General features: G+C 70.5%; 19 protein-coding genes. 8 read left to right on the top strand and 11 right to left on the bottom strand.

The window, feature by feature from the left end:
• The first annotated feature begins 33 nt into the window (after positions 1-33).
• The 3 genes from ABZ877_RS17875 to ABZ877_RS17865 all read left to right on the top strand — a co-directional run bounded on the left by ABZ877_RS17875 (position 34) and on the right by ABZ877_RS17865 (position 3970).
• The gene (locus tag ABZ877_RS17875; RefSeq protein WP_361071546.1) at positions 34-675 is read left to right on the top strand and encodes a hypothetical protein; all 642 of its coding nucleotides are present in this window, start codon (positions 34-36) and stop codon (positions 673-675) included.
• Positions 676-820: 145 nt separating this feature from the next.
• A complete protein-coding gene (locus tag ABZ877_RS17870) occupies positions 821-3010 on the top strand; it encodes an alpha-N-acetylglucosaminidase (protein ID WP_361071543.1) in 2190 nt (729 codons plus the stop codon).
• A 141-nt stretch (positions 3011-3151) separates the two neighbouring features.
• Positions 3152-3970: a chitosanase gene (locus ABZ877_RS17865; protein ID WP_361071540.1), complete on the top strand. Its 819-nt coding sequence runs from the start codon at positions 3152-3154 to the stop codon at positions 3968-3970.
• 59 nt (positions 3971-4029) lie between these two features.
• Here the strand turns inward: ABZ877_RS17865 and ABZ877_RS17860 are convergent, their stop codons facing one another.
• The 8 genes from ABZ877_RS17860 to ABZ877_RS17825 all read right to left on the bottom strand — a co-directional run bounded on the left by ABZ877_RS17860 (position 4030) and on the right by ABZ877_RS17825 (position 11341).
• Positions 4030-5382 carry a nucleobase:cation symporter-2 family protein gene (locus ABZ877_RS17860; protein WP_361071604.1) on the bottom strand — a complete coding sequence of 451 codons (1353 nt, stop codon included), beginning with the start codon at positions 5380-5382 and terminating at the stop codon, positions 4030-4032.
• A gap of 331 nt (positions 5383-5713) precedes the next feature.
• Entirely contained in the window at positions 5714-7111 is a 1398-nt protein-coding gene (locus ABZ877_RS17855) for an 8-oxoguanine deaminase (protein ID WP_361071536.1), read from the bottom strand.
• Between the two features lie 49 nt (positions 7112-7160).
• A complete protein-coding gene (locus tag ABZ877_RS17850; protein ID WP_361071533.1) occupies positions 7161-8579 on the bottom strand; it encodes a nucleobase:cation symporter-2 family protein in 1419 nt (472 codons plus the stop codon).
• An 85-nt stretch (positions 8580-8664) separates the two neighbouring features.
• On the bottom strand, positions 8665-9597 hold the full coding sequence (gene pucL / locus ABZ877_RS17845) for a factor-independent urate hydroxylase (RefSeq protein WP_361071530.1): 933 nt from the start codon (positions 9595-9597) through the stop codon (positions 8665-8667).
• A gap of 5 nt (positions 9598-9602) precedes the next feature.
• A complete protein-coding gene (uraH, locus tag ABZ877_RS17840; protein ID WP_361071527.1) occupies positions 9603-10001 on the bottom strand; it encodes a hydroxyisourate hydrolase in 399 nt (132 codons plus the stop codon).
• Positions 9998-10534 (bottom strand): 2-oxo-4-hydroxy-4-carboxy-5-ureidoimidazoline decarboxylase, encoded by a 537-nt coding sequence (gene uraD, locus ABZ877_RS17835; protein ID WP_361071524.1) that lies wholly within the window; start codon positions 10532-10534, stop codon positions 9998-10000. Before uraD ends, uraH begins: the two co-directional genes overlap by 4 nt.
• A gap of 169 nt (positions 10535-10703) precedes the next feature.
• A complete protein-coding gene (locus ABZ877_RS17830) occupies positions 10704-11072 on the bottom strand; it encodes a helix-turn-helix domain-containing protein (RefSeq protein ID WP_361071521.1) in 369 nt (122 codons plus the stop codon).
• Complete coding sequence (locus ABZ877_RS17825; RefSeq protein ID WP_361071518.1) at positions 11069-11341, bottom strand: hypothetical protein; 273 nt, start codon at positions 11339-11341, stop codon at positions 11069-11071. The genes ABZ877_RS17830 and ABZ877_RS17825 overlap by 4 nt, the downstream gene beginning before the upstream one ends.
• A gap of 163 nt (positions 11342-11504) precedes the next feature.
• Between ABZ877_RS17825 and ABZ877_RS17820 the strand changes: the two genes are divergently transcribed.
• The 3 genes from ABZ877_RS17820 (at position 11505) to ABZ877_RS17810 (ending at position 14988) form a co-directional block, all read left to right on the top strand.
• Positions 11505-12347 carry a TIM barrel protein gene (locus ABZ877_RS17820; RefSeq protein ID WP_361071515.1) on the top strand — a complete coding sequence of 281 codons (843 nt, stop codon included), beginning with the start codon at positions 11505-11507 and terminating at the stop codon, positions 12345-12347.
• 50 nt (positions 12348-12397) lie between these two features.
• Entirely contained in the window at positions 12398-13297 is a 900-nt protein-coding gene (locus ABZ877_RS17815; protein ID WP_361071512.1) for a 2-hydroxy-3-oxopropionate reductase, read from the top strand.
• A 227-nt stretch (positions 13298-13524) separates the two neighbouring features.
• Positions 13525-14988 (top strand): catalase, encoded by a 1464-nt coding sequence (locus tag ABZ877_RS17810; RefSeq protein WP_361071509.1) that lies wholly within the window; start codon positions 13525-13527, stop codon positions 14986-14988.
• An 825-nt stretch (positions 14989-15813) separates the two neighbouring features.
• On the opposite strand, the gene gcl is transcribed toward ABZ877_RS17810, so the two are convergent.
• The gene (gene gcl / locus ABZ877_RS17805; protein WP_361071506.1) at positions 15814-17601 is read right to left on the bottom strand and encodes a glyoxylate carboligase; all 1788 of its coding nucleotides are present in this window, start codon (positions 17599-17601) and stop codon (positions 15814-15816) included.
• A 223-nt stretch (positions 17602-17824) separates the two neighbouring features.
• Here gcl and ABZ877_RS17800 point away from each other — a divergent pair, with 223 nt between their 5' ends.
• Together ABZ877_RS17800 and ABZ877_RS17795 are read left to right on the top strand one after the other, a co-directional pair.
• Entirely contained in the window at positions 17825-18517 is a 693-nt protein-coding gene (locus ABZ877_RS17800) for a hypothetical protein (protein ID WP_361071503.1), read from the top strand.
• A gap of 22 nt (positions 18518-18539) precedes the next feature.
• Positions 18540-19049, top strand: coding sequence for a GNAT family N-acetyltransferase (locus ABZ877_RS17795; RefSeq protein WP_361071500.1), 510 nt, complete (start codon positions 18540-18542; stop codon positions 19047-19049).
• A gap of 18 nt (positions 19050-19067) precedes the next feature.
• Here ABZ877_RS17795 and ABZ877_RS17790 read toward each other — a convergent pair whose 3' ends face one another.
• Together ABZ877_RS17790 and ABZ877_RS17785 are read right to left on the bottom strand one after the other, a co-directional pair.
• Positions 19068-20681 (bottom strand): AMP-binding protein, encoded by a 1614-nt coding sequence (locus ABZ877_RS17790; RefSeq protein WP_361071497.1) that lies wholly within the window; start codon positions 20679-20681, stop codon positions 19068-19070.
• Entirely contained in the window at positions 20678-22363 is a 1686-nt protein-coding gene (locus ABZ877_RS17785; protein WP_361071494.1) for an AMP-binding protein, read from the bottom strand. The genes ABZ877_RS17790 and ABZ877_RS17785 overlap by 4 nt, the downstream gene beginning before the upstream one ends.
• Positions 22364-22438 lie beyond the last annotated feature (75 nt).

Below are 22438 nucleotides of genomic sequence, written 5' to 3'. Positions count from 1 at the left end.
GGCGTCGGGCACCATCGTCGGCAGGAGGTGCGCATGACCCGACCGCCGACCGCCGCGCAGCGGCGCATCATCGAGGCCGCCGACCCGGAGACGGGCCGGATCACCGGCAGCCCGGCCCAGCTGACGCGGCTCGTCGTGCTCAAGCTGGCCTTCCGCCACCCCAGGCCGCCGCACGACCACTTCCTCACCCCGGAGGGCCACCGCGTCCGCGAGGCCGGACAAGAGGCCGCGCGGCAGCCCGCTGACCCCGCGCCCGAGAAGCCGGCCGCGCCCGACGGCGTCTTCACGGCCCGCCTCGGCGGCGAGCCCGGCGCCACGCCCTCCCCCGCCCGCGCCCGCGAGGTCCGCACCGCCTGGCAGGGGCTCCTTGAAATACGCCGCATGACCTCCCCGGACGGCACCACCGACCGCCCCAGCGCCTGGGAGCGCAGCCGCCTCACGCACGCGGCGGCCCTCGCCCTGGAGGCGGCCGGGTGCACCCCCGCGAGCGACACGCACCCCGGCTACCGGGTCACGGAGACACCGCAACCCGAGGCAGTCGCCGTCCGCCATCCGACCCCGTCCGGACTCACCGCCTGCACAGCGGCGCTCGAAGCGGCCGGCTGGCAGGTGAGCGAGCACGCGTCCACGCGCGGTGGGGGCCGCTACCTCTTGGCCTCGCCAAGACGCGCGTGAGCCGGCGCCGCCCGGTTGCGCCCGCGCACCCCACCCGTGCCCGTCGCCCGGTCCCACCCGTCCGCCCCACACCGTTCACGCACACCACCCCTCCCTGTTCGCGCGGCGTCATGCGCTGACCGGCGAGAACGGGTATGCACACTTCATGCGCTTAGCTCGTCGTACGTTCTTGCTCGCTGTCGCCGGTTCGGCGGCCTTGTCGTGCTCCCGTGTCCCCGCCGACGCCAAGGAGGGCGGGGCCGCCGCGCCGTCGGCCGCGGCGGCCGCCGCGCGGCGGTTGCTCGGCCGCCACGCCGACCAGGTGTCCTTCCACCCGCTGCCGGGCGCCACCGATGCCTTCCGGGTGGACGGGCGGCGCGGTCACGTCAGCGTCGCCGGGACCTCTCCCGCCGTCCAGCTCGCGGGGCTGCGCCGCTACCTGAAGGACGTGGCGCACGCCAACGTCTCCTGGGCGGGCGAGCAGCTCGACCTGCCCGACCACCTGCCCGCGCCGCCGCGCCCGCTCACCGGACGGGCGAACGTCCCGCACCGTTTCGTCCTCAACGACACCAACGACGGGTACACGGGCGCGTACCACGACTGGGCGTACTGGGAGCGCGAGCTGGACGTGCTCGCGCTCCACGGCTTCAACGAGGTCCTGGTGTACGTCGGCGCGGACGCGCTGTACCACCGGGTGCTCAGCCAGTTCGGCTACAGCGACCGGGAGCTGCGCGAGTGGATCCCCGCCCCGGCGCACCAGCCGTGGTGGCTGTTGCAGAACATGGCGGGCCCCGTGGGCGGCCCGGTCTCGGCGCGGCTGCTCGCCGCGCGGGCCCGCCTCGGGCGCCGTATCGCCGACCGGGTGCGGGAGTTGGGCATGAAACCCGTCCTGCCTGGCTACTACGGCACGGTCCCGCCCGGCTTCGCGGAGCGCAACGCGGGCGCGCACGTGGTCGAGCAGGGCAACTGGTACGGGTACCGCAGACCCGACTGGCTGGACCCGCGCGGCCCGCACTTCGCGCGCGTGGCGGCCGCGTTCTACCGGGCGCAGCAGGAGATGTTCGGCCCGGCGGAGCTGTTCAAGATGGACCTGCTGCACGAGGGCGGCAAACCCGGTGACGTGCCGGTCCCGGACGCGGCCCGGGGCGTCGAGAAGGCGCTGCGCGCGGCGCACCCGGAGGCGCTGTGGGTAATCCTCGGCTGGCGCCACAATCCACCGAAGGAGATCGTGAACGCGGTCGACAAGGACCGCATGCTCGTGGTCGACGGCATCAGCGACCACTACCCGACGGTGACGGACCGCGACGCGGACTGGGACGGCACCCCGTACGCGTTCGGCTCGATCTGGAACTTCGGCGGTCACACCACGCTCGGTGCGAACACCCGTGACTGGGCGGAGCTGTACGAGCGGTGGCGCACGAAACCGGGCGGCGCCCTGCGCGGCACGGCGCTGCTCCCCGAGGCCGCCGACAACAACCCGGCGGCGTTCGACCTGTTCTCCGAACTGGCATGGCGCGAGGGCCCGCTGGATCTGAAGACGTGGTTCGACGACTGGTCCGTCGCGCGGTACGGGCGGCGGGACGCCGAGGCCGTCGCGGCGTGGGACGTGCTGCGGCGCACCGCCTACGGGACGACGCGCGCGGACGGCTGGGGCGAGGGCGCGGACGGTCTGTTCGGGGCCCGTCCCTCGCTCACGGCGCAGTCGGCGGCGAAGTGGTCGCCGAAGCAACTGCGGTACGACGCGGCCGAGTTCGAGAAGGCGCTGACGCATCTCCTGGCCGTGCGTCCGGCGCTGCGGCGCTCGTCCGCGTACCGCAGGGATCTCCTCGACGTGGCGCGCCAGGCCCTGTCGAACCGCAGTCGCGCGATGCTGCCCCGGATCAAGGAGGCGTTCGAGGCCGGGGACGCCGCCACCCTCGCCCGGCTGACCGGCGCCTGGCTCTCCCTGATGGACCTCATGGAGAAGCTTCTGGCCACCGACGCGCGCCATCTGCTCGGGACGTGGGTCGCGGACGCGCGCGCCTGGGGCGCCGACGACGCGGAGCGCGACCGGCTCGCGTACGACCAGCTCTCGCTGGTCACCTCCTGGGGGACGCGTGCGGGCGCCGACGCCGGGCTGCGCGACTACGCCAACCGGGAGTGGTCGGGGCTCGTCGGGGGCCTGTACCGCAAGCGCTGGGCGACGTTCTTCACGGAGCTGCGGGCCGCGCTCGACGAGCGGCGCGCGCCGCGCGCGATCGACTGGTTCGCGCTGGAGGACGCGTGGATCCGCACCCCGGGCACATTGCGGACGCGGGCGACCGGAAGCACGTACAAAGTCGCTGGTCAGGTGCGGGACCGGCTGCGGGAGGGCTGACCGGGGGCCACGGGCGGAACCGGCCATCACGCGCTTGACGGGTATACGTCATCCGCAATCTCTGGTAGGAAACCTTCCTAACAGTCGGCCGTCGGGGCCGACCGGTCACCGTGGAACGACGAACTCCCTCCTGGAGGAACCGTGTTCACCCCCCACATACGCACCTCCCGCCGCACCCTTCTCACCTTCCTGGGAGCCTCGGTCGTGGCGGCGCCCCTGCTCTCCGCCACCCAGGCGGTGGGCGTCGCCGCGAGCGGGCTCGACGACCCGGCGAAGAAGGAGATCGCCATGAAGCTGGTGTCGAGCGCGGAGAACTCCTCGCTCGACTGGAAGGCGCAGTACAAGTACATCGAGGACATCGGCGACGGCCGCGGCTACACCGCGGGCATCATCGGCTTCTGTTCCGGCACCCACGACATGCTCGAACTCGTCGAGCTGTACACCGCCCGCAAGCCGGGCAACGTGCTCGCCAAGTACCTGCCCGCGCTGCGCAAGGTCGACGGCACCGACTCGCACGAGGGGCTCGACCCGAACTTCCCGCGCGACTGGGCGAGGGCGGCGCAGGACACCGCCTTCCAGCAGGCGCAGAACGACGAGCGCGACCGGGTCTACTTCAACCCCGCGGTCGCCCAGGGCAAGGCCGACAAGGTGGGCACGCTCGGCCAGTTCACGTACTACGACGCAATCGTGATGCACGGCGACGGCTCCGACCCGACGAGCTTCCGCTCCATCCGCAAGCGCGCCCTCGGCCACGCGAAGCCGCCCGCGCAGGGTGGCTCCGAGACGGCCTGGCTGCACGCGTTCCTCGACGCGCGGGTGTGGGCCATGCGGCAGGAGGAGGCGCACAGCGACACCAGCCGCGTCGACACCGCGCAGCGGGTCTTCCTCAACAAGGGCAACCTGAACCTGGACCCGCCGCTTGACTGGAAGGTGTACGGGGACAGCTACCACATCGGCTGACGCGGCCCTTGTCCCCTTGCGGCCCGTTCGGAGTGGTCGTCCTCCGAACGGGCCCCGCGTCAGTGCACTCCGGCCGCCGAGGCGCCCGTCCGCTGTTCGGCGATGGCTCCGCCCGGCTCCATCGGCGAGGTGACGTCGTCCGCGTCGCGGCGCCGGCCGATGTGGTTGAAGACCAGGTTGAGCAGGACGGCGGCGACGCAGCCCGTGGAGATCCCCGAGTCCAGGATGATCTTCGCGGTGTCCGGGAACGCGTGGTAGAACTCCGGCGCCGCGATCGGGATGAGGCCGACGGCGAGCGAGACGGCGACGATGAGGACGTTGTTGTCCTTCTCCAGGTTGGCCTTGACCAGGGTCTGGATGCCGCTGGCCGCGACCGAGCCGAACAGGACGACGCCCGCGCCGCCGAGCACCGGGCGCGGCACCACCGCGATCAGCGAGGCCGCCACCGGGCACAGCCCCATCAGGACCAGGAACGCGCCGCCGGTCGCGACCACGAACCGGCTGCGGATCCTCGTCATCGCCACCAGGCCGATGTTCTGCGCGAAGGCGCTGCACATGAAGCCGTTGAAGAGCGGGCTGACCGCCGAGCCGAGGGTGTCGGCGCGCAGGCCCGCCGCGATCGTCTTCTCGTCGGCCGGACGCTCGACGATCTCGCCGAGGGCGAGCATGTCGGCGGTCGACTCGGTCATGGAGACGACCATGACGACGCAGAGCGAGACGATGGCCGCGCCCGCGAACTGCGGGGCGCCGAAGTGGAACGGCGTCGGGAAGCCGACGATGTCCGCGTCCCCGATGGGCGAGAAGTCCGTGACGCCGAACGGGATGGCGACGACCGTGCCGATGACGAGGCCAAGGAGGACCGCGATCTGCTTGACGAACCCGGTCGTGAACCGGCGCAGGAGCAGCACGATGACGAGGGTGATCCCGGCCAGGGCCAGGTTCTTCATCGAGCCGTAGTCCGACGCCTTGGTGTCGGGCCCTTGCGCCCAGCCGAAGGCGACCGGCATCAGGGAGATGCCGATGAGCGTGATGACGGTGCCGGTGACGACCGGGGGGAAGAAGCGGATCGCCTTGCAGAAGACGGGCGCCGCGAGGAAGCCGAGGACACCCGCGACGATCACCGCCCCGAAGATGATCGGGAGCGCGTCGTCCTTGTCCTTCGTGGAGTCGACGACGGCGAGCATGGGGGCGACGCCCGCGAACGTCACACCGTTCACGAACGGCAGGCGGGCGCCGATCTTCCAGATGCCGAGCGTCTGGAGGAAGGTGGCGAGACCGGCGGTGAAGAGGCAGGCGCCGGTGAGGAAGGTGAGTTCCTTCGCCGAGAGCCCGATGTAGGCGCCGACTATGAGCGGGGGTGCGACCACGCCCGCGTACATCGCCGCCACGTGCTGCAACCCCGTCGTCGCCATCTTCAGCGGGGGCAGCGTCTCATCGACCGGATGTTTGGTATGCCCCGCGTCGGATTCGGCGGGGGTGGTGCCTTGCTTGGTGAACCTGGGCTTCGTAGCCACTGAGGCTCCTCCGGTTGTTTTCCAGTACCGGCGGATTGCCGGCACTTTTCGCTTCTGGGAGGTGGTGCAAGGTGCAAGGTCCAGCTATTCGGTTGTCGTGCGCCCAGGTACCGCTGACCGCCCCGGGAACGTGAAGCTTTGGGCCACGTTCCGGGGCGGCACCCGAGCAGCCTGCTCGGGTCCGGCCGGGGACCGTCCTCCCCGGCCGGAGTCTTGGGGGTTGTGCGGGTTACGCCTCCGCCGCGATCCGCGCGAGGCGCTGTGCCTCGTCCCGCGTGGAGCGGGCGACGGCGTCCTCGTCGACGCGCAGGAGGCGGCTGTTCTCCACCACCGGTACGCCGTTGACGAGGGAGAGGGTGACCGGTGCGGCCGCGCCGAGGACGAGCGCGGTGACCGGGTCGGCGATGGACGAGTGGGCCAGGGTGTCCAGCTTCCACAGGACCAGGTCGGCGAGCTTTCCGGCCTCAAGGGAACCGATCTGGTCCGCGCGGCCGAGCACCTGCGCACCCCCGTACGTGCCGAGGCGCAGCGCCTGACGGGCGTTCAGGGCCGCCTCCCGGTGGGCGCCGAGGCGGTTGATGAGGAGGGCGTTGCGCAGTTCGGTGTGGAGTTCGCCGGACTCGTTGGAGGCGGTGCCGTCGACGCCGAGGCCGACCGGGACGCCGGCCGCGAGCATGTCGGGGACGCGGGCGATACCGGCGGCGAGGCGGGCGTTGGACGACGGGCAGTGCGCGACACCCGTCTTCGTCCGGCCGAAGGCGGCGATGTCGGAGTCGTTCATGTGGACGCTGTGCGCCATCCACACGTCCTCGCCGAGCCAGCCCGTCGACTCGAAGTAGTCGGTCGGGCCCATGCCGAACAGCTCGTGGCAGAACTTCTCCTCCTCGACCGTCTCACTGCCGTGCGTGTGCAGCCGTACGCCGAGGCGGCGCGCCAGCTCGGCGCCCTGCTTGAGGAGTTCGGTGGAGACGGAGAACGGCGAGCAGGGGGCGACGGCCACCTGCGTCATCGCGTCGAAGGAGGCGTCGTGGTGGGTCTTGACGGTCTCCTCGGTCGCGGCGAGTGCGCCTTCGAGGGTCTCGACGGCGAAGTCCGGGGGCAGGCCGCCGTCCTTCTCGCTGCGGTCCATGGAGCCGCGGGCCAGGGTGAAGCGGACGCCCATCTCGGAGGCGGCGCGGATGATCGACCCGGACAGGTCGCCCGACCCTCGCGGGAAGACGTAGTGGTGGTCCATGGCGGTGGTGACGCCGCCGCGGACCATCATGGCGAGGGAGCCCTGCGCCGCCGCGTACGTCATCCGCTCGTCGATCCGCGCCCACGTCGGGTAGAGCGTCTTCAGCCAGTTGAACAGGTTGTGGTCCGTGGCGAGGCCGCGGGTGATCCACTGGTAGAAGTGGTGGTGGGTGTTGACCAGGCCGGGGGTGGCGAGGTGGCCGGTGCCGTCGACGCGGCGGACGACGTTCTCCAGACCCTCGGGGGCCTTGCCCGCCCCGACGGACTCGATCCTGTTGCCCGCGACGACGATGTGGCCCGAGGCGTACTCGGTGTCCTGGGCGTCGACCGTCGCGACCGCGACGTTCTCGATGACGATGCGCTCGGTGGCGCTGTTTGCCGTAGAAGCTGCCATGGTGCTTCCTTCATTCCTCAGTGGCGATGGCGGTGGGCACGGCAGGACCCTAGGTGGATTTGAGTGCCGCGGCGGCGTTGGCGCTGCCGCGGGTGCCGAGATGGTGGAAGAAGAGGTTCAGCGTGACGGCGACGAGCGCGCCGGCGCTGATGCCCGAGCCGAGCACGGTCTGCGCCCAGGCCGGGAAGTCGGCGTAGAAGGTGGGTGCGGCGAGCGGGATGATGCCCGCGCCGAGCGAGACGGCCACCAGGATGATGTTGGAGCTGTCGTCGAGGCCCGCCTCGGAGAGGGTCCGGATGCCGCTGACGGCGATGGAGCCGAAGAGGACGATGCCCGCGCCGCCGAGGACCGGCATGGGGACCAGGGAGACGACCGCGCCGAGCATCGGGAAGACGCCGAGGATCAGCAGGGCGCCGCCCGCGACGGCGACGACGTAGCGGCTGCGTACCTTGGTCAGCGAGACGACGCCGACGTTCTGGGCGAACGCGGAGGTCGGGAAGCCGCCGAAGACCGGGCCGAGGAAGGTGGCGATGCCGTCGGTGCGCAGGCCGCGGGTGATGGTGCGGCCCGAGGTCTCGCGGTCGCAGATCTCGCCGATGGCGAGCATGCCGGCCGAGGACTCCGTCATCAGGACGAGCATGACCAGGCAGAGCGAGACGATCGCGGCGGGCTGGAACGTGGGCGCGCCGAAGGCGAACGGGGTGGGCAGCGCGGCGACGGGCGCCGAGCCCAGCGCGCTGAAGTCCGCCATGCCGAACGGGATCGCGGCGAGCGTGCCGACCAACAGGCCGAACAGCAGGGCGACTTGCTTGACGAAGCCGCGGCCGAAGCGCTGTATGAGCAGGATGACGACGAGCGTGAACCCGGCGAGGGCGAGGTAGCGCATGTCGCCGTAGTCCTTGGCGGTCGCGTCGCCGCCTTGGGCCCAGCCGACGGGTACGGGCATGAGCGTCACCCCGATGAGGGTGATGACGACGCCGGTGACCAGCGGCGGGAAGAAGCGCAGGAGGCGCCCGAAGAACGGCCCGATGGCGAGGCAGAAGACACCGGCCACCATCACCGCCCCGTAGATCGCGGGGAGTTGGTCGCCCTTGGCGTTGGTCTCGGCGATCGCGAGCATCGGCGCGATGCCGGCCGAGGAGGCGGCGTTGACGAAGGGCAGCCGGTTGCCGACGAGGCCCTTGACGCCGAGGGTCTGGAGCAGGGTGGCCACGCCCGCGATGAGCAGGGACGCGGCGATCAGCCGGGTCCGGCCCGCGGTGTCGAGTCCGACGGCCTGGCCGATGATGAGCGGAGGGGTGACGACGCCCGCGTACATGGCGGCGATGTGCTGGAGAGCGGCGGGGACGAGCCGCGAGGGGTGGAGCTTCTCGTCCACCGGGTGCACGGTGTCCGTGCCGTCCGACGGGGTGGAGATTTCAGAACACGGGCCCTCGGCCTCAGCCGGCCCCTTTCCTTGCACTGCCATTGCGATGTTCCCTCCGGTGCGGCGCACCCCCGCCGACCTGGGGTGGACGGGGGTGCGCTGTCGCGTCCGAGTACGCCGGGAGGCGTCAGAGGTTGGTCATGTCGACCGGGATGCGCTGCTCGGCGCCGTCCCGCAGGATGGTGGCCTCGATCAGGCCGTAGGGGCGGTCGGCGGCGTAGTACACGGCACCGTCCTTCGCCTCGTTCTCCAGGCCGAACGGCGACAGGTCCTGGCGGAAGTGGTGCTTGTTCGGCGCGGAGAAGCGGATCTCGTCGATCTCGCTGCGGTTGTTGATGACGCGCGAACCCATCTGGTACAGCGTCTGCTGGAGCGAGAGCGAGTACGTCTCGACGAACGCCTGGAGCATGTGCTTCTTGGCCTGCGCGTAGGACTTCTCCCACTGCGGCATGCGCTGCTCGTCACTGGTCCAGTTGTGCCGCCACCAGGTGGAGAGCGACGTCGCGAGGATGCGGTCGTAGTCCTCCTGGAGCGTCGTGTACTTGTCCTTGATGAAGCCCCAGAACTCGGAGTTCGTGGAGTTCAGGACGGTCAGGTCCTTGAGCCCGGACAGGACCTCGAACTTCTCGCCGTCGTACGTGATCTGGGCGAGGCGCGTCTCCTGGCCCTTGCGGACGAAGGAGTGCTGCACTTCGTCGGCGCCGATGAAGTTGGAGCCCGCGTCCGAGCCGACTATCCGCTCCCAGGCGTACTCCTCGATGCGGATGCGCGCCCGGTGGATGGAGGGCTGGCTGTCGACGAAGTGCCGGGCGAGGTGGATGCCGTACTGCTCCACCGAGTCGATGCCGTGTTCCTTGGCGAAGGCGAAGCAGGTGTTCTTGGTGGTGTCGGTCGGCAGGCAGTTCGCGTTCGACCCGTTGTAGTGCACGTCCTCCAGGTCGCCGCTGAGCGCGACCGAGACGTTCACGTCCTTGATGTGGTGGGTGTCGCCGTCCCGCGTGATCTTCACGACGCGGTTCTCTGCTTTGCCGTACTGGTTCTGGCCGAGAATCGTGGGCATGTCTGCTAGCTCCCTCGGTAAACGGAGTAGCCGAACGGGTTGAGCAGCAGCGGCACGTGGTAGTGCTCGCCCGGTACGACGGCGAACGTGATCGCCACCTCCGGGAAGAACGCTCCGTTCGCGCCGCTGTCCCGATTCGCGGGGGCGTCCTGCTGCGCATCGGCTTGCTTCTTGTCGAAATACCCCTCCGTCTCGAAGTCGAGACGGACATGGGTGGTGCCCTCCGGCAGCGCCGGAAGGTCCTTGCAGCGCCCGTCCGCGTCGGTGGCCGAGCCGCCGAGCGCCACCCAGGCGGCGCCCGAACCGGCGCGCGCCGCGAGGGAGATGGCGACACCCTCGGCGGGGCGTCCGATGCTGGTGTCCAGGATGTGTGTGGACACCGACGCGGTCGTTTCGGTGCTCATCGAGCGTCGTCCTCTTCTTCTGCGGGTTCTACGTGTTCCACGAGGCGGGTGAGGCGGATGCGGTTGATCTTGCCCAGCTCGGCGCGGACGATCTCCCGCTCCCGCTCGGGCGTGTTGCCGCTGCGCTCCTTGAGCGCTTGGAGCATCTGCTCCGCGCTCGCCCCGGTGGCGCAGATGAGGAAGACATGTCCGAACCGGTCCTGGTAGGCCAGGTTCCGCTCCAGCATCTCCGCCTTGAGCTCCTCGGAGGCCCCCGCCATGCCGCGCTGTTCACGCGACGAGGTCGGGTCGCCGGGCTTCGGGCGGCCGATCGGCGGGTGCCCCGCCATCGCCTCCGCGAGGTCCTCGGCGGTCAGCTCGGCCATGGCGGCGTCGCTGGCCTCGAAGAGGGACTCGGCGGTGGCGAAGGGGCGCTGGGCGATGATCTTGTTCCCCCACGCCGATGAAGCACACACCTCGTGGAGCGCGGCGCGGGCCGCGCTCTCGTCCGAGGTGTTGAACCGGGTCAGACCCGGCTTCGATCCTGAAGTCACGGGATGCCTCCGTGGCCTTGTGCTGGACGGGCTGCGGATAGCTAACGCCCTCGGAAACACGGCGTCAACACTTTGTTGAAAACTTGGAGTTAAGAAAACCGCCGTCCGGTTAACGGACGGCGGTCGGGCGTTCGAGCTGTTCCCGCAGGTCAACGCGGGCAGGGCCAGGTCAGGACGGCTTCTCGCGGTTGAGGTAGTTGTAGACGGTGAACCGGGAGACGCCCAGCGCACCGGCCACCGTCTCGACGCCGTGCCGTACGGAGAAGGCGCCGCGGGCCTCCAGGACGCGCACCGCCTCCTGCTTCTGCTTGCGGTCCAGCTCGGCGAGGGGCTTGCCCTCCTTGCGCTCCATGGCGGCCAGGATGTGATCCAGGGAGTCGGCGAGCTGGGGCAGCCGGACGGCGATCACCTCGGCGCCTTCCCAGCTCAGCACGATGTCGTCCTTGCCGGCCTCGCTCGGCGGCAGCATCTCGGCCCCCATGGCGTCGACGAGCGGCTTGACCGCCCGGACGAAGGGCTCGTCCCCCATGGCGGTCACCTATCACCCTCCCCGCCGGCCACGTTCTTCCCGTCGATCACATTGACCTGGAGCGAGACCCGGGTGGCGCCCGCTTCGAGGGCCTGGCGAAGGAGCGCGTCCACCGCGGTGAGCACGCGCCCCGCCTCCCCCTCGGCGGTGTTGCCGAACGGTCCCACGTCGACCGCGTCCAGGTCGGCCCCCTGGACGACCTCGCGGGCGACGACCGCGTGCGGCGGCGCCTCGTCGAGATCGAAGGGTTCGGTCGTGAACTCCACTCTCAATCGCACGGCCTCAACCTAGCGCCGATCGGGCTTTTTCCGGCAGCCCCTCTTGACAGCGCCCCGACCCCGCAGGCAATCTTCCATCAAGTAGAAACGAACTTCCGCAATACGGAATCCGTAGAGGTTCTTGAGAGAGCGGAACCTAGACCTGAAGGGAGCGCCGACCCTGATGGGATTCGCGGACCAGCGCTTCAACGTCAACCTGTCGATCCTCTTCACGGAACTCCCGCTCCTGGAGCGCCCCGCGGCCGCCGCCGCGGCGGGCTTCACCGCGGTCGAGCTGTGGTGGCCCTGGGTCGATGCCCCCGTCCCCGCACAGTCCGAGCTGGACGCCCTGCGGGACGCGCTCAAGGACGCGGGCACCCAGCTGACCGGCCTCAACTTCTACGCCGGGCAACTGCCGGGGCCGGACCGGGGCGCCCTGTCGATCCCCGGCGAGGAGAGCGAGAAGTTCCGCGCGAACATCGACGTCGCCGCCGGCTTCGCCGCCTCCCTCGGCTGCAAGGCGCTCAACGCGCTGTACGGCAACCGCGTGGACGGCGTCGACCCGGCCGTCCAGGACGCACTCGCCCTGGAGAACCTGGTCCTCGCGGCCCGCGCCGCCGACCGGATCGGCGCGGTGCTCCTCATCGAGGCGCTCAACAAGCCCGAGTCGCCCGCCTGCCCGATCGTCAGCGCCCCGAAGGCCATCGAGATCGTCGACAAGGTCAACGCGGCGACCGGCCTCGGCAACGCCAAGTTCCTCATGGACCTCTACCACCTGTCCATGAACGGCGAGGACCTCCAGCAGGTCATCAGCGACTGCACCGACAAGACGGCGCACGTGCAGATCGCGGACAACCCGGGCCGCGGCGCCCCCGGCACCGGCACCCTGCCGCTCGAGGACCTGCTCGACCAGCTCAGGAAGGCCGGCTACGAGGGCTACGTGGGCCTGGAGTACAAGCCCGGTGACGCGCCGAGCGCCGAGTCCTTCGGCTGGCTGCCGCACGAGGCCCGCGCCGCGCGCGCCTGAGACCCGTCCGACGTACCGCCGCTTATCCCAGCTTTTTTGGAGTCACCCTCATGAGCAACGACAACCTTCCCAAGGTCGCCTGGATCGGTCTCGGCATCATGGGCTCCCCCATGTCGGAGAACCTGATCAAGGCCGGATACGACGTCACGGGCTTCACCCTGGAGCAGGAGAAGCTGGACCGCCTCAGCGCCGCAGGCGGCACCGCCGCGAAGTCGATCGCCGAGGCCGTCCAGGACGCCGACGTGATCGTGACGATGGTCCCGGCATCGCCGCAGGTCGAGGCGATCGCGTACGGGGCCGACGGCATCCTGGAGAACGCGAAGCCGGGGGCGCTGCTCGTCGACATGTCGTCGATCACCCCGCAGACCTCGGTCGACCTCGCGAAGGCCGGCAAGGAGAAGGGCATCCGCGTCCTGGACGCCCCCGTCTCCGGCGGCGAGGCGGGCGCCATCGAGGCCGTGCTCTCCATCATGGTCGGCGGCGAGCAGGCCGACTTCGACGAGGCCAAGCCGCTCCTGGAGGCGCTCGGCAAGACCATCGTGCTGTGCGGTCCGCACGGCTCGGGCCAGACCGTGAAGGCCGCCAACCAGCTCATCGTCGCCGTGAACATCCAGGCGTGCGCCGAGGCCGTGGTCTTCCTGGAGAAGTCCGGCGTGGACCTCAAGGCCGCGCTCGACGTCCTCAACGGCGGCCTGGCCGGCTCGACCGTCCTGACGCGGAAGAAGGACAACTTCCTGAACCGCGACTTCAAGCCCGGCTTCCGCATCGACCTGCACCACAAGGACATGGGCATCGTCACCGACGCCGCCCGCAACGTCGGCGCGGCCCTGCCCGTCGGCGCCGTGGTCGCCCAGCTCGTCGCCTCGCTGCGCGCCCAGGGCGACGGCGGCCTCGACCACTCCGCGCTGCTGCGCGCGGTCGAGCGCCTCTCCGGCGAGCAGGTCGCGTAACTCCCGTACGGGAGACCAGACTTCCGGGCCGCGGCGGCGCTGACACCTGTCCTGTCGCGCCCAGGCGCCGCCGCGGCCCGGAACCCTTCTCCGTGGGCCACTTTTCTGCAACAAAAAGTTGACCCACGTCTACCCATAACTTCAACAAACTGTTGACGCAGCAGGTCAGGGGTGCCTACGCTCCCCGGCATCGTCAGCAGCCCTGCACGGAAGGTCGCCTCTCCCCCATGCCCAAGCGTGTGCTCACGACCGAGTCCGGCGCCCCTGTCGCCGACAACCAGAACTCCGCCACCGCAGGCGTCGGCGGCCCGATCCTCCTCCAGGACCAGCACCTCCTCGAGAAGCTCGCCCGCTTCAACCGTGAGCGCATCCCGGAGCGCGTCGTGCACGCCCGCGGCTCCGGCGCCTACGGCTACTTCGAGGTGACCGACGACGTCACCGGCTACACCTCCGCGAACTTCCTGAACACCGTCGGCAAGCGCACCGAGCTGTTCACGCGCTTCTCCACCGTCGCCGACAACCTCGGTGGCGCGGACGCCGTCCGCGACCCGCGCGGCTTCGCCGTGAAGTTCTACACCGAGGAGGGCAACTACGACCTCGTCGGCAACAACACCCCGGTCTTCTTCATCAAGGACCCGCTGAAGTTCCCCGACTTCATCCACTCCCAGAAGCGCGACCCGTTCACGGGCAAGCAGGAGCCGGAGAACGTCTGGGACTTCTGGTCCCACTCCCCCGAGGCCACGCACCAGGTGACCTGGCTGATGGGCGACCGCGGCATCCCGGCCTCGTACCGGCACATGAACGGCTTCGGCTCGCACACCTACCAGTGGACCAACGAGGCGGGCGAGGCATTCTTCGTGAAGTACCACTTCAAGACCAACCAGGGCATCCGCTGCCTCTCCACCGAGCAGGCGCAGGAGCTGGCGGGCAAGGACCCCAACTCCCACCAGACGGACCTGCTCCAGGCGATCGAGCGCGGCGTGAACCCGTCCTGGACGCTGTACGTGCAGATCATGCCGGCGGCCGAGGCGGCGGAGTACCGCTTCAACCCGTTCGACCTCACCAAGGTGTGGCCGCACGCCGACTACCCGCTCCAGCGCGTGGGCCGCATGGTCCTCGACCGCAACCCGGACAACGTGTTCGCCGAGGTCGAGCAGGCCGCGTTCTCCCCGAACAACTTCGTGCCCGGCATCGGCCCGTCCCCGGACAAGATGCTCCAGGGCCGCCTCTTCGCCTACGCGGACGCCCACCGCTACCGCCTGGGCGTCAACCACACCCAGCTCGCGGTCAACGCGCCCAAGGGTGTCGAGGGCGGCGCCGACAACTACGGCCGCGACGGCCTCATGGCCACCAACGCCTACGGCCGCGCCCGCAAGAACTACGAGCCGAACTCCTTCGACGGCCCCGTCGAGACCGGCCGCCCGCTCTCCGCGCCGCTCACCGTCGCCGGGTACACGGGCACGCACGAGGCGCCGGCCCACACCAAGGACGACGACTTCTTCCAGGCGGGCGAGCTGTACCGCCTCATGTCGGAGGACGAGAAGCAGCGCCTGGTGGCCAACATCGCCGGCGGCCTCTCCCAGGTCTCCCGCGACGACATCGTGGAACGGGCCGTCGCCCACTTCCACGCCGCCGACCAGGACTACGGCAAGCGCGTCGAGGAAGCGGTGCGCGCGCTGAGCGAGGACTAGCCCTCGCGCCCTACCCCCAGACCGCGTACGGGGCCTGACGGAAGGTCAGCCCTGTACGCGCAAGCCCGCACCTGCCGCGCGACCCGGATGAGGGGTGGTCGCGCGGGTGGGTGCGGGAGGACGAGGACCGCGGCGGTTCGGCCGTACGCGTGCGAGCCAGTGCGGTGGTGAAGGTCTCCCGGCGACTCTCTCGACCTGAGGGAGAGTCGGCCCGGGGACCGTCGCACGCCACGCCGGCCGCCGCGGTCCCAGCCACCCCCCTCCGGGGGTTTTCCAGTCTCCGTCCGGCGGCGCGCATGCATGTCTCGCCAGTCGCGCGCCGTCGGACGGCCACGATTCCGGTCCCCGGGTACGACGCTCTCTTCGTACCCGGGGCTTTTGCGTGCCGCCAGGGGTGGGTGCGTTGGGCTGGGCATGGCGGCCGCGGGCGCGTCGTGGCTGGTCGCGCAGTTCCCCGCGCCCCTGGAGGCCTGCGGCTCCGCCGCGCCTCCCCCACGGACGTCGTCCCGGGCGCATGCCAGTGACGCGCCCCTTCAGATGGCGCACGAAGTGCGCATCTCAGGGGCGCGGGGAACTGCGCGAGCAACCACGACGAAGGCCGCACCCGAGAGACGGGCGGGGGAATGCCGCACGAAGTGCGCATTCCAGGGGCGCGGGGAACTGCGCGACCAGCCACGACGCAGGGGCGGCCCGCGACGCGACAGGGTGAGGCAGACGCCCACCGGGAGCATCGCGGCGCAGCCGCATGCCTCAGGGCGCCCAAACAGGGGCGGGCCCACCCGGTGTGCAACCGGGTGGGCCCGCCCTGGAGACGCGCGCTCGGGGTCAGACCTTCAGCGGGCGGATCGCCGTCGGCGCGTGGCCGGGCTCGGTCGCCAGTTCCTCGAACTCCTTGACCGCGCTGATGTCCGCCGTCGGGCTCATGGAGATGTTGGTGATCCGCTCCAGGATCGCCTCGACCACGACCGGCACCTGATGGTCCTGCGCCAGCTTCTTGGCCCGTTCGAGCGCCTCCCCCAGCTCGTTCGGGTCGGTGACGCGGATCGCCTTGCAGCCGAGACCTTCCGCGACCTTGACGTGGTCCACGCCGTAGACACCCAGCTCAGGGCTGTTCTGGTTCTCAAATTCCAGGTTGACCTGGAAGTTGATGTCGAGGCCGATCTGGGCCTGCCGGATGAGCCCCAGGTAGGCGTTGTTGACGAGGACATGGACGTACGGGATGCGGTGCTGCGCACCCACCGCCAGCTCCTCGATCATGAACTGGAAGTCGTAGTCCCCGGAGAGGGCCACGACCTGCGTGTCCGGGTCGGCCTTGGCGGCGCCGAGCGCGGCCGGGATGGTCCAGCCGAGCGGCCCGGCCTGGCCGCAGTTGATCCAGTGGCGCGGCTTGTAGACGTGGAGCATCTGCGCGCCGGCGATCTGGGAGAGCCCGATCGTGGTGACGTACCGGGTGTCCTTGCCGAACGCCTTGTTCATCTCCTCGTAGACGCGCTGCGGCTTCATGGGGATGTCGTCGAAGTGCGTACGGCGCTGGAGGGTGGACTTGCGCTCCAGGTGCGAGGCGACCCAGGCGGACCGGTCGGGGAGCTTGCCCGCGGCCTTCAGCTCCTTCGCGACCTCGACGAAGAGCTGGAGCGCCGCCTTGGCGTCCGACGCGATCCCGTAGTCCGGGGCGAAGATCTTGCCGATCTGGGTCGGCTCGATGTCGACGTGCACGAACTTGCGGCCCTGCGTGTACACGTCGAGCTTGTAGCCGGTGTGCCGGTTGGCCCAGCGGTTGCCGATGCCGAGGACGAAGTCCGACTCCAGGAACGTGGCGTTGCCGTAGCGGTGTCCGGTCTGCTGGCCGACCATGCCCGCGTTCAGCTCGTGGTCGTCGGGGATCGTGCCCCAGCCCATGAGCGTGGGCACGACCGGGGTGTTGGTGATCTCGGCGAACTCGACGAGCAGGTCGCTCGCGTCCGCGTTGATGATGCCGCCGCCGGCGACGATCAGCGGCCGCTCGGACGCCAGGAGGAAGCCGATGGCCTTCTCGATCTGCGCACGGGTCGCGGCGGGCTTGTAGACGGGCAGCGGCTCGTACGTCTCCGGGTCGAACTCGATCTCGGTCTGCTGGACGTCGATCGGGAGGTCGATGAGGACGGGTCCGGGACGGCCCGAGCGCATCAGGTGGAACGCCTGCTGGAAGACGCCGGGCACCTGCGCGGCCTCCAGGACGGTGACGGCCATCTTCGCCACCGGCTTGGCGATGGCGGCGATGTCGACGGCCTGGAAGTCCTCCTTGTGCAGCAGGTGGCTCGGGGCCTGCCCGGTGATGCACAGGATCGGGATCGAGTCGCCGATGGCGGAGTACAGGCCAGTGATCATGTCGGTGCCGGCCGGGCCCGACGTACCGATGCAGACCCCGATGTTGCCGGGGTTGGCGCGGGTGTAGCCCTCGGCCATGTGCGAGGCGCCCTCGACGTGGCGGGCGAGCGTGTGGTCGATGCCACCGCTCTGCTTCAGCTCCTTGTAGAAGGGGTTGATGGCGGCACCGGGCACGCCGAACGCGTTGCTGACGCCCTCGCGCTTGAGGATCTCAACGGCCGCGCGGGCGGCGGTCATTCGAGCCATGAGTGCTCCCGACTTCTGCTGTGGCTGAGCTCCCGTCGCGCCCCGCGGCGAGCTCTGGCTCCGATGGTCCGTGACTGCTTCTCTGCGTTCCCCACCAAGTTTCCGCATGATGGAAAACTAGTTCTGCTATATGGAAGCAATGTAGAGGGGGGTTTCGGAGGCCGTCAAGGTGGATGATGAGACGCACGTCGAACCGGAATCCGCGGGACCGAGGAGGTGCGCCATGGCCGGACCAGTACGCGTACGGTGTCCCGCCTGTCTGCGCGAGCACCTCTACACCCCCGCCGTGCTGCCCTGCGCGTGCGGCGCCCCCGTCGCCCCGCCCCTGCTGCGCGACGCCGCCGCGGAACCGGTCAGCGAGCGGACCTGGGCCGACGACTGGGTCACCCTGCGCTGCCCGGTCTGCGGCCGCCGCGACCGCTGGCCCCGGCCCGAGCTGGGCTGCGACTGCGGCACCGTCCTGCGCGTCCCCGTCCAGAGCGACCAGGCGCCGCCGCCCTCGCACATACCGCTGCCGCGGACGGCGCCCGCGCCGCGGCCCGCGTTCCAGCCCGTCGCCATCCGCACCGCGCGCGACGCGGTGACCGCCGCCGCGCTCTATCTGCGCTGGCTCGGCTACCGGGACGTGCGCCGCGCCGACCAGCGCCCCACGTCCGGGATCGGTCTCGCCGCGCGCGGCGTCGTCGCCCAGGTCGAGCCGTCGGTGCGGCCCGCGACGGTGCGCGACGTGGAGTGCCTGTGGCTGCAGTCCATGACGGAGTCCGCGACCTCCGTCTTCTTCTCCCTCGCGGGCTACGCGGACGAGGCCCGCGCCCGCGCCGACGAGCTGCACGTGCCGCTGTTCGTCCTCGACCTCGCCGGGGTGCCGCAGCCGGTCAACAGCCCGGCGGACGAGCTGATCGCGAGCGGCGCCTGACCGTCGTACGTACGATCACCGGATGTTGCTTCGCAGTGCCACCCCCGCCGACCTGCCCCGCCTCCAGGACATCGAGGTCGCCGCGGGCGCCGTCTTCCGCCCGCTCGGCATGGACGCCATCGCCGACGACGAGCCGCCCACACTGGCGGAGCTGGAGCGCTACCGGGCCGCCGGGCACGCCTGGGTCGCGGAGAGCGCCGACGGGACGGTGGTGGCGTACCTCGTCGGGGAGCCGGTCGACGGCGCCTTCCACATCGAGCAGGTCACCGTGGACCCGGCCGCCGCCCGGCGCGGCATCGGCCGGGCGCTGATCGAGCACGCCGCCGAGCACGCGCGCACCCTGCGCCTCACGGGCCTCACGCTGACCACCTTCACGGAGGTGCCGTGGAACGCGCCCTACTACGAGCGTCTCGGCTTCCGCCGCCTCGACCCCGACGCCGACCTCACGCCGGGGCTGCGCGCGATCCGCGCCGCCGAGGCGGAGCACGGCCTGGACCGGTGGCCCAGGACGTGCATGCGCCGGGAGCTGTAGAAGACCCTTGCCGGGTCTCTACTCCCCGTACCCCTCCCGCAGTTCGATCTTCCGGACCTTTCCGCTCACCGTCATCGGGAACGCGTCGAGGATCCGCAGCCGCGTCGGGATCTTGTAGTGCGCGAGGCGGTCGCGGCAGAACGCGCGCAGCTCGTCGAGGGTGAACTTGCCGGCCTCCGGGTCCCGCAGGATGACGCAGGCCAGGACCTCCTCCCCGTACTTCTCGTGCGGGACGCCGACCACCTGGACGTCGGCGATGCGCGGATGCCCGTACAGGAACTCCTCGATCTCGCGCGGGTAGATGTTCTCGCCGCCGCGGATGATCATGTCCTTGATGCGGCCGACGATCTGCGCGTAGCCGTCCTCGCGCAGGACCGCGAGGTCGCCGGTGTGCATCCAGCGGCCGGCGTCGACGACCTCGGCGGTGCGTTCGGGGTCGTTCCAGTAGCCGAGCATGACGCTGTAGCCGCGGGTGCACAGTTCGCCGGGTTCGCCGCGCGGGAGGGTGACGCCGGTGACCGGGTCGACCACCTTGACCTCGATGTGCGGCAGGACGCGGCCGACGGTGCCGGTGCGGCGCTCCAGGTCGTCGTCGCGGCGGGTCTGGAGGGAGACCGGGGAGGTCTCGGTCATGCCGTAGCAGATGGAGACCTCGGCCATGTGCATCTCGGCGACGACCCGCTTCATCACCTCGGCGGGGCACGGGGAGCCCGCCATGATGCCGGTGCGCAGGGAGGAGAGGTCGTAGGAGGTGAAGTCGGGCAGGTTCAGCTCGGCGATGAACATCGTCGGGACGCCGTAGAGGGACGTGCACCGCTCGTCCTGCACGGCGCGCAGGGTCGCGGCCGGTTCGAAGGACGGGGCGGGGATGACGACGCAGGCGCCGTGGGAGGTGGCGCCCAGATTGCCCATGACCATGCCGAAGCAGTGGTAGAAGGGCACGGGCAGGCACACCCGGTCCGCTTCCGTGTAGCCGACCGTCTCGCCCACCCAGTAGCCGTTGTTGAGGATGTTGTGGTGGGAGAGCGTGGCGCCCTTGGGGAAACCGGTCGTGCCGGACGTGTACTGGATGTTGATGGGGTCGTCGCAGGACAGTTCCGCTTCACGCGCGCGTAGCCGCTCGTCCGTCACAGAAGTACCTGCCGCGATCAGCGCGTCCCAGCTGTCCTCGCCGATGAAGACCTTCTCGCGCAGCTCCGGGCACTCGTGGGCGACCTGGCGGACGAGCTCCCGGTAGTCGGTCCCCTTGTGGCCGGTGGACGAGATCAGCACCGAGACGCCGGACTGCTTGAGGACGTAGGCCAGTTCGTGCGCCCGGTAGGCCGGGTTGATGTTGACCATGATCGCGCCGATGCGGGCGGTCGCGTACTGGACGAGGACCCATTCGGGGCAGTTGACCGCCCAGATGCCGACGCGGTCGCCCTTGGCGACGCCCCGGCCGAGCAGCCCGCGCGCCAGCTCGGCGACGGCGTCGTCGAACTGGGCGTAGGTCCAGCGCCGCCCGCTGACCACGTCGACGAGCGCTTCCCGGTCCGGCCACGTCTCGACGGCGCGGCGCAGGTTGCGCGGGATGGTGTCGCCGAGGAGGGGCGTGGTGCTGGTGCCGTGCGCGTACGAGAGTGCGGCGCTCACCGGAAGTCCTCCTCGCGGTACTCGGCGGTCGAGCCCTGCGCGGTGCGTTCGCGCAGCTCGATGCGGCGGATCTTGCCGGAGACGGTCTTGGGCAGCTCGGCGAACTCGATGCGGCGCAGCCGCTTGTACGGGGCGAGGACGGCGCGGCTGTGCTCGAAGAGCAGCTTGGCGGTGCCGGGCCCGGGTTCGTAGCCCTCGGCGAGGACGACGTACGCCTTCGGGACGGAGAGGCGGAGGTCGTCGGGCGCGGGCACGACGGCGGCCTCGGCGACGGCCTCGTGTTCGAGGAGGGCGCTCTCCAGCTCGAAGGGGCTGATCTTGTAGTCGCTGGCCTTGAAGACGTCGTCGGAGCGGCCCACGTACGTGAGGTAGCCCTCGGCGTCGCGGGAGCCGATGTCGCCGGTGCGGTAGTAGCCGTCCGCCATCGCCTCGGCCGTGCGCTCCGGGTCGCCGTGGTAGCCGACCATCAGGCCGACCGGATGCGCGGCCAGGTCGAGGCTGATCTCGCCCTCGGTGGCGCCGGGTTCACCGGTGACCGGGTCGAGGAGCTCGACCTTGAAGCCGGGGCTGGGCCGCCCCATGGAGCCCGGCTTCAGCGGCTGCCCGGGACTGTTGGAGACCTGCACGGCCGTCTCGGTCTGTCCGAAGCCGTCGCGGATGGTGATGCCCCAGGCCCGCTTGACCTGCTCGATGACCTCGGGGTTGAGCGGTTCGCCCGCGGCGACGACCTCGCGGGGCGGGGTGGCGAGCTGGGTGAGGTCCGCCTGGATGAGCATGCGCCACACGGTGGGCGGCGCGCAGAACGAGGTGACGCCCGCGCGGTCCATCGCGGCCATGAGCCGGCCCGCGTCGAAGCGCGTGTAGTTGTAGAGGAAGACGGTCGCCTCGGCGTTCCAGGGCGCGAAGAAGTTCGACCAGGCGTGCTTGGCCCAGCCGGGCGAGGAGATGTTCAGGTGCACGTCGCCGGGGCGCAGGCCGATCCAGAACATCGTCGCCAAGTGGCCCACCGGGTAGGACACATGGGTGTGCTCGACGAGCTTGGGGCGGGCCGTCGTGCCGGACGTGAAGTACAGGAGCAGCGGGTCGTCGGCGAGGGTGACCCCGTCGGGCTCGAACGTGTCGGGGGCGCCGGCGGCGTCCTCGTACGCGAGCCAGCCCTCCTCCGGCGCGTCGCTGCCGACGACGATCCGGGTGTAATCGCCCGGTACCTCGGCGAATTTGGCGACGTCCTCGGGGCGTACGACGACGTGCCGGGCGCGGCCCCGCTCCACGCGGTCGGTGAGGTCGGCGGGGCCGAGCAGCGGCGTCGTGGGGATGAGGACGGCGCGCAGCTTCATCGCCGCCAGCATCGTCTCCCACAGCTCGACCTGGTTGCCGAGCATCAGCAGGACGCGGTCGCCGGGCCGCACGCCCTGGGCGCGCAGCCACGTGGCGACCTGGTTGGAGCGGCGGCGCATCGTGTCGAAGGAGAAGCGGGCCTCGTCGCCGTCCTCCTCGACGATGTGCAGCGCGGTCTTGTCGTTGCCGTCGGCGATGGTGTCGAACCAGTCGAGCGCCCAGTTGAACCGGTCGGGGCGCGGCCAGGCGAAGCCCTCGTACGCCGTCTCGTAGTCGTGCGAGTGCTCCAGGAGGAAGTCACGGGCGGTACGGAATTGTTCGGTGGAACTCTGCGACGTCGTCATATGCGCTCCTTGCACTGTCCTGGTCCGGCGCGACCGTGTCTGCCATCGTGTACGGCGTGACGCAGGTCTCACCAC

The sequence above is a fragment of the Streptomyces sp. NPDC046939 genome (assembly GCF_040644575.1).
Classification (GTDB): Bacteria; Actinomycetota; Actinomycetes; order Streptomycetales; family Streptomycetaceae; genus Streptomyces.
The sequence above is the reverse complement of the archived record's forward strand: the minus strand, read 5'-3'. Positions and strand labels throughout refer to the sequence as shown.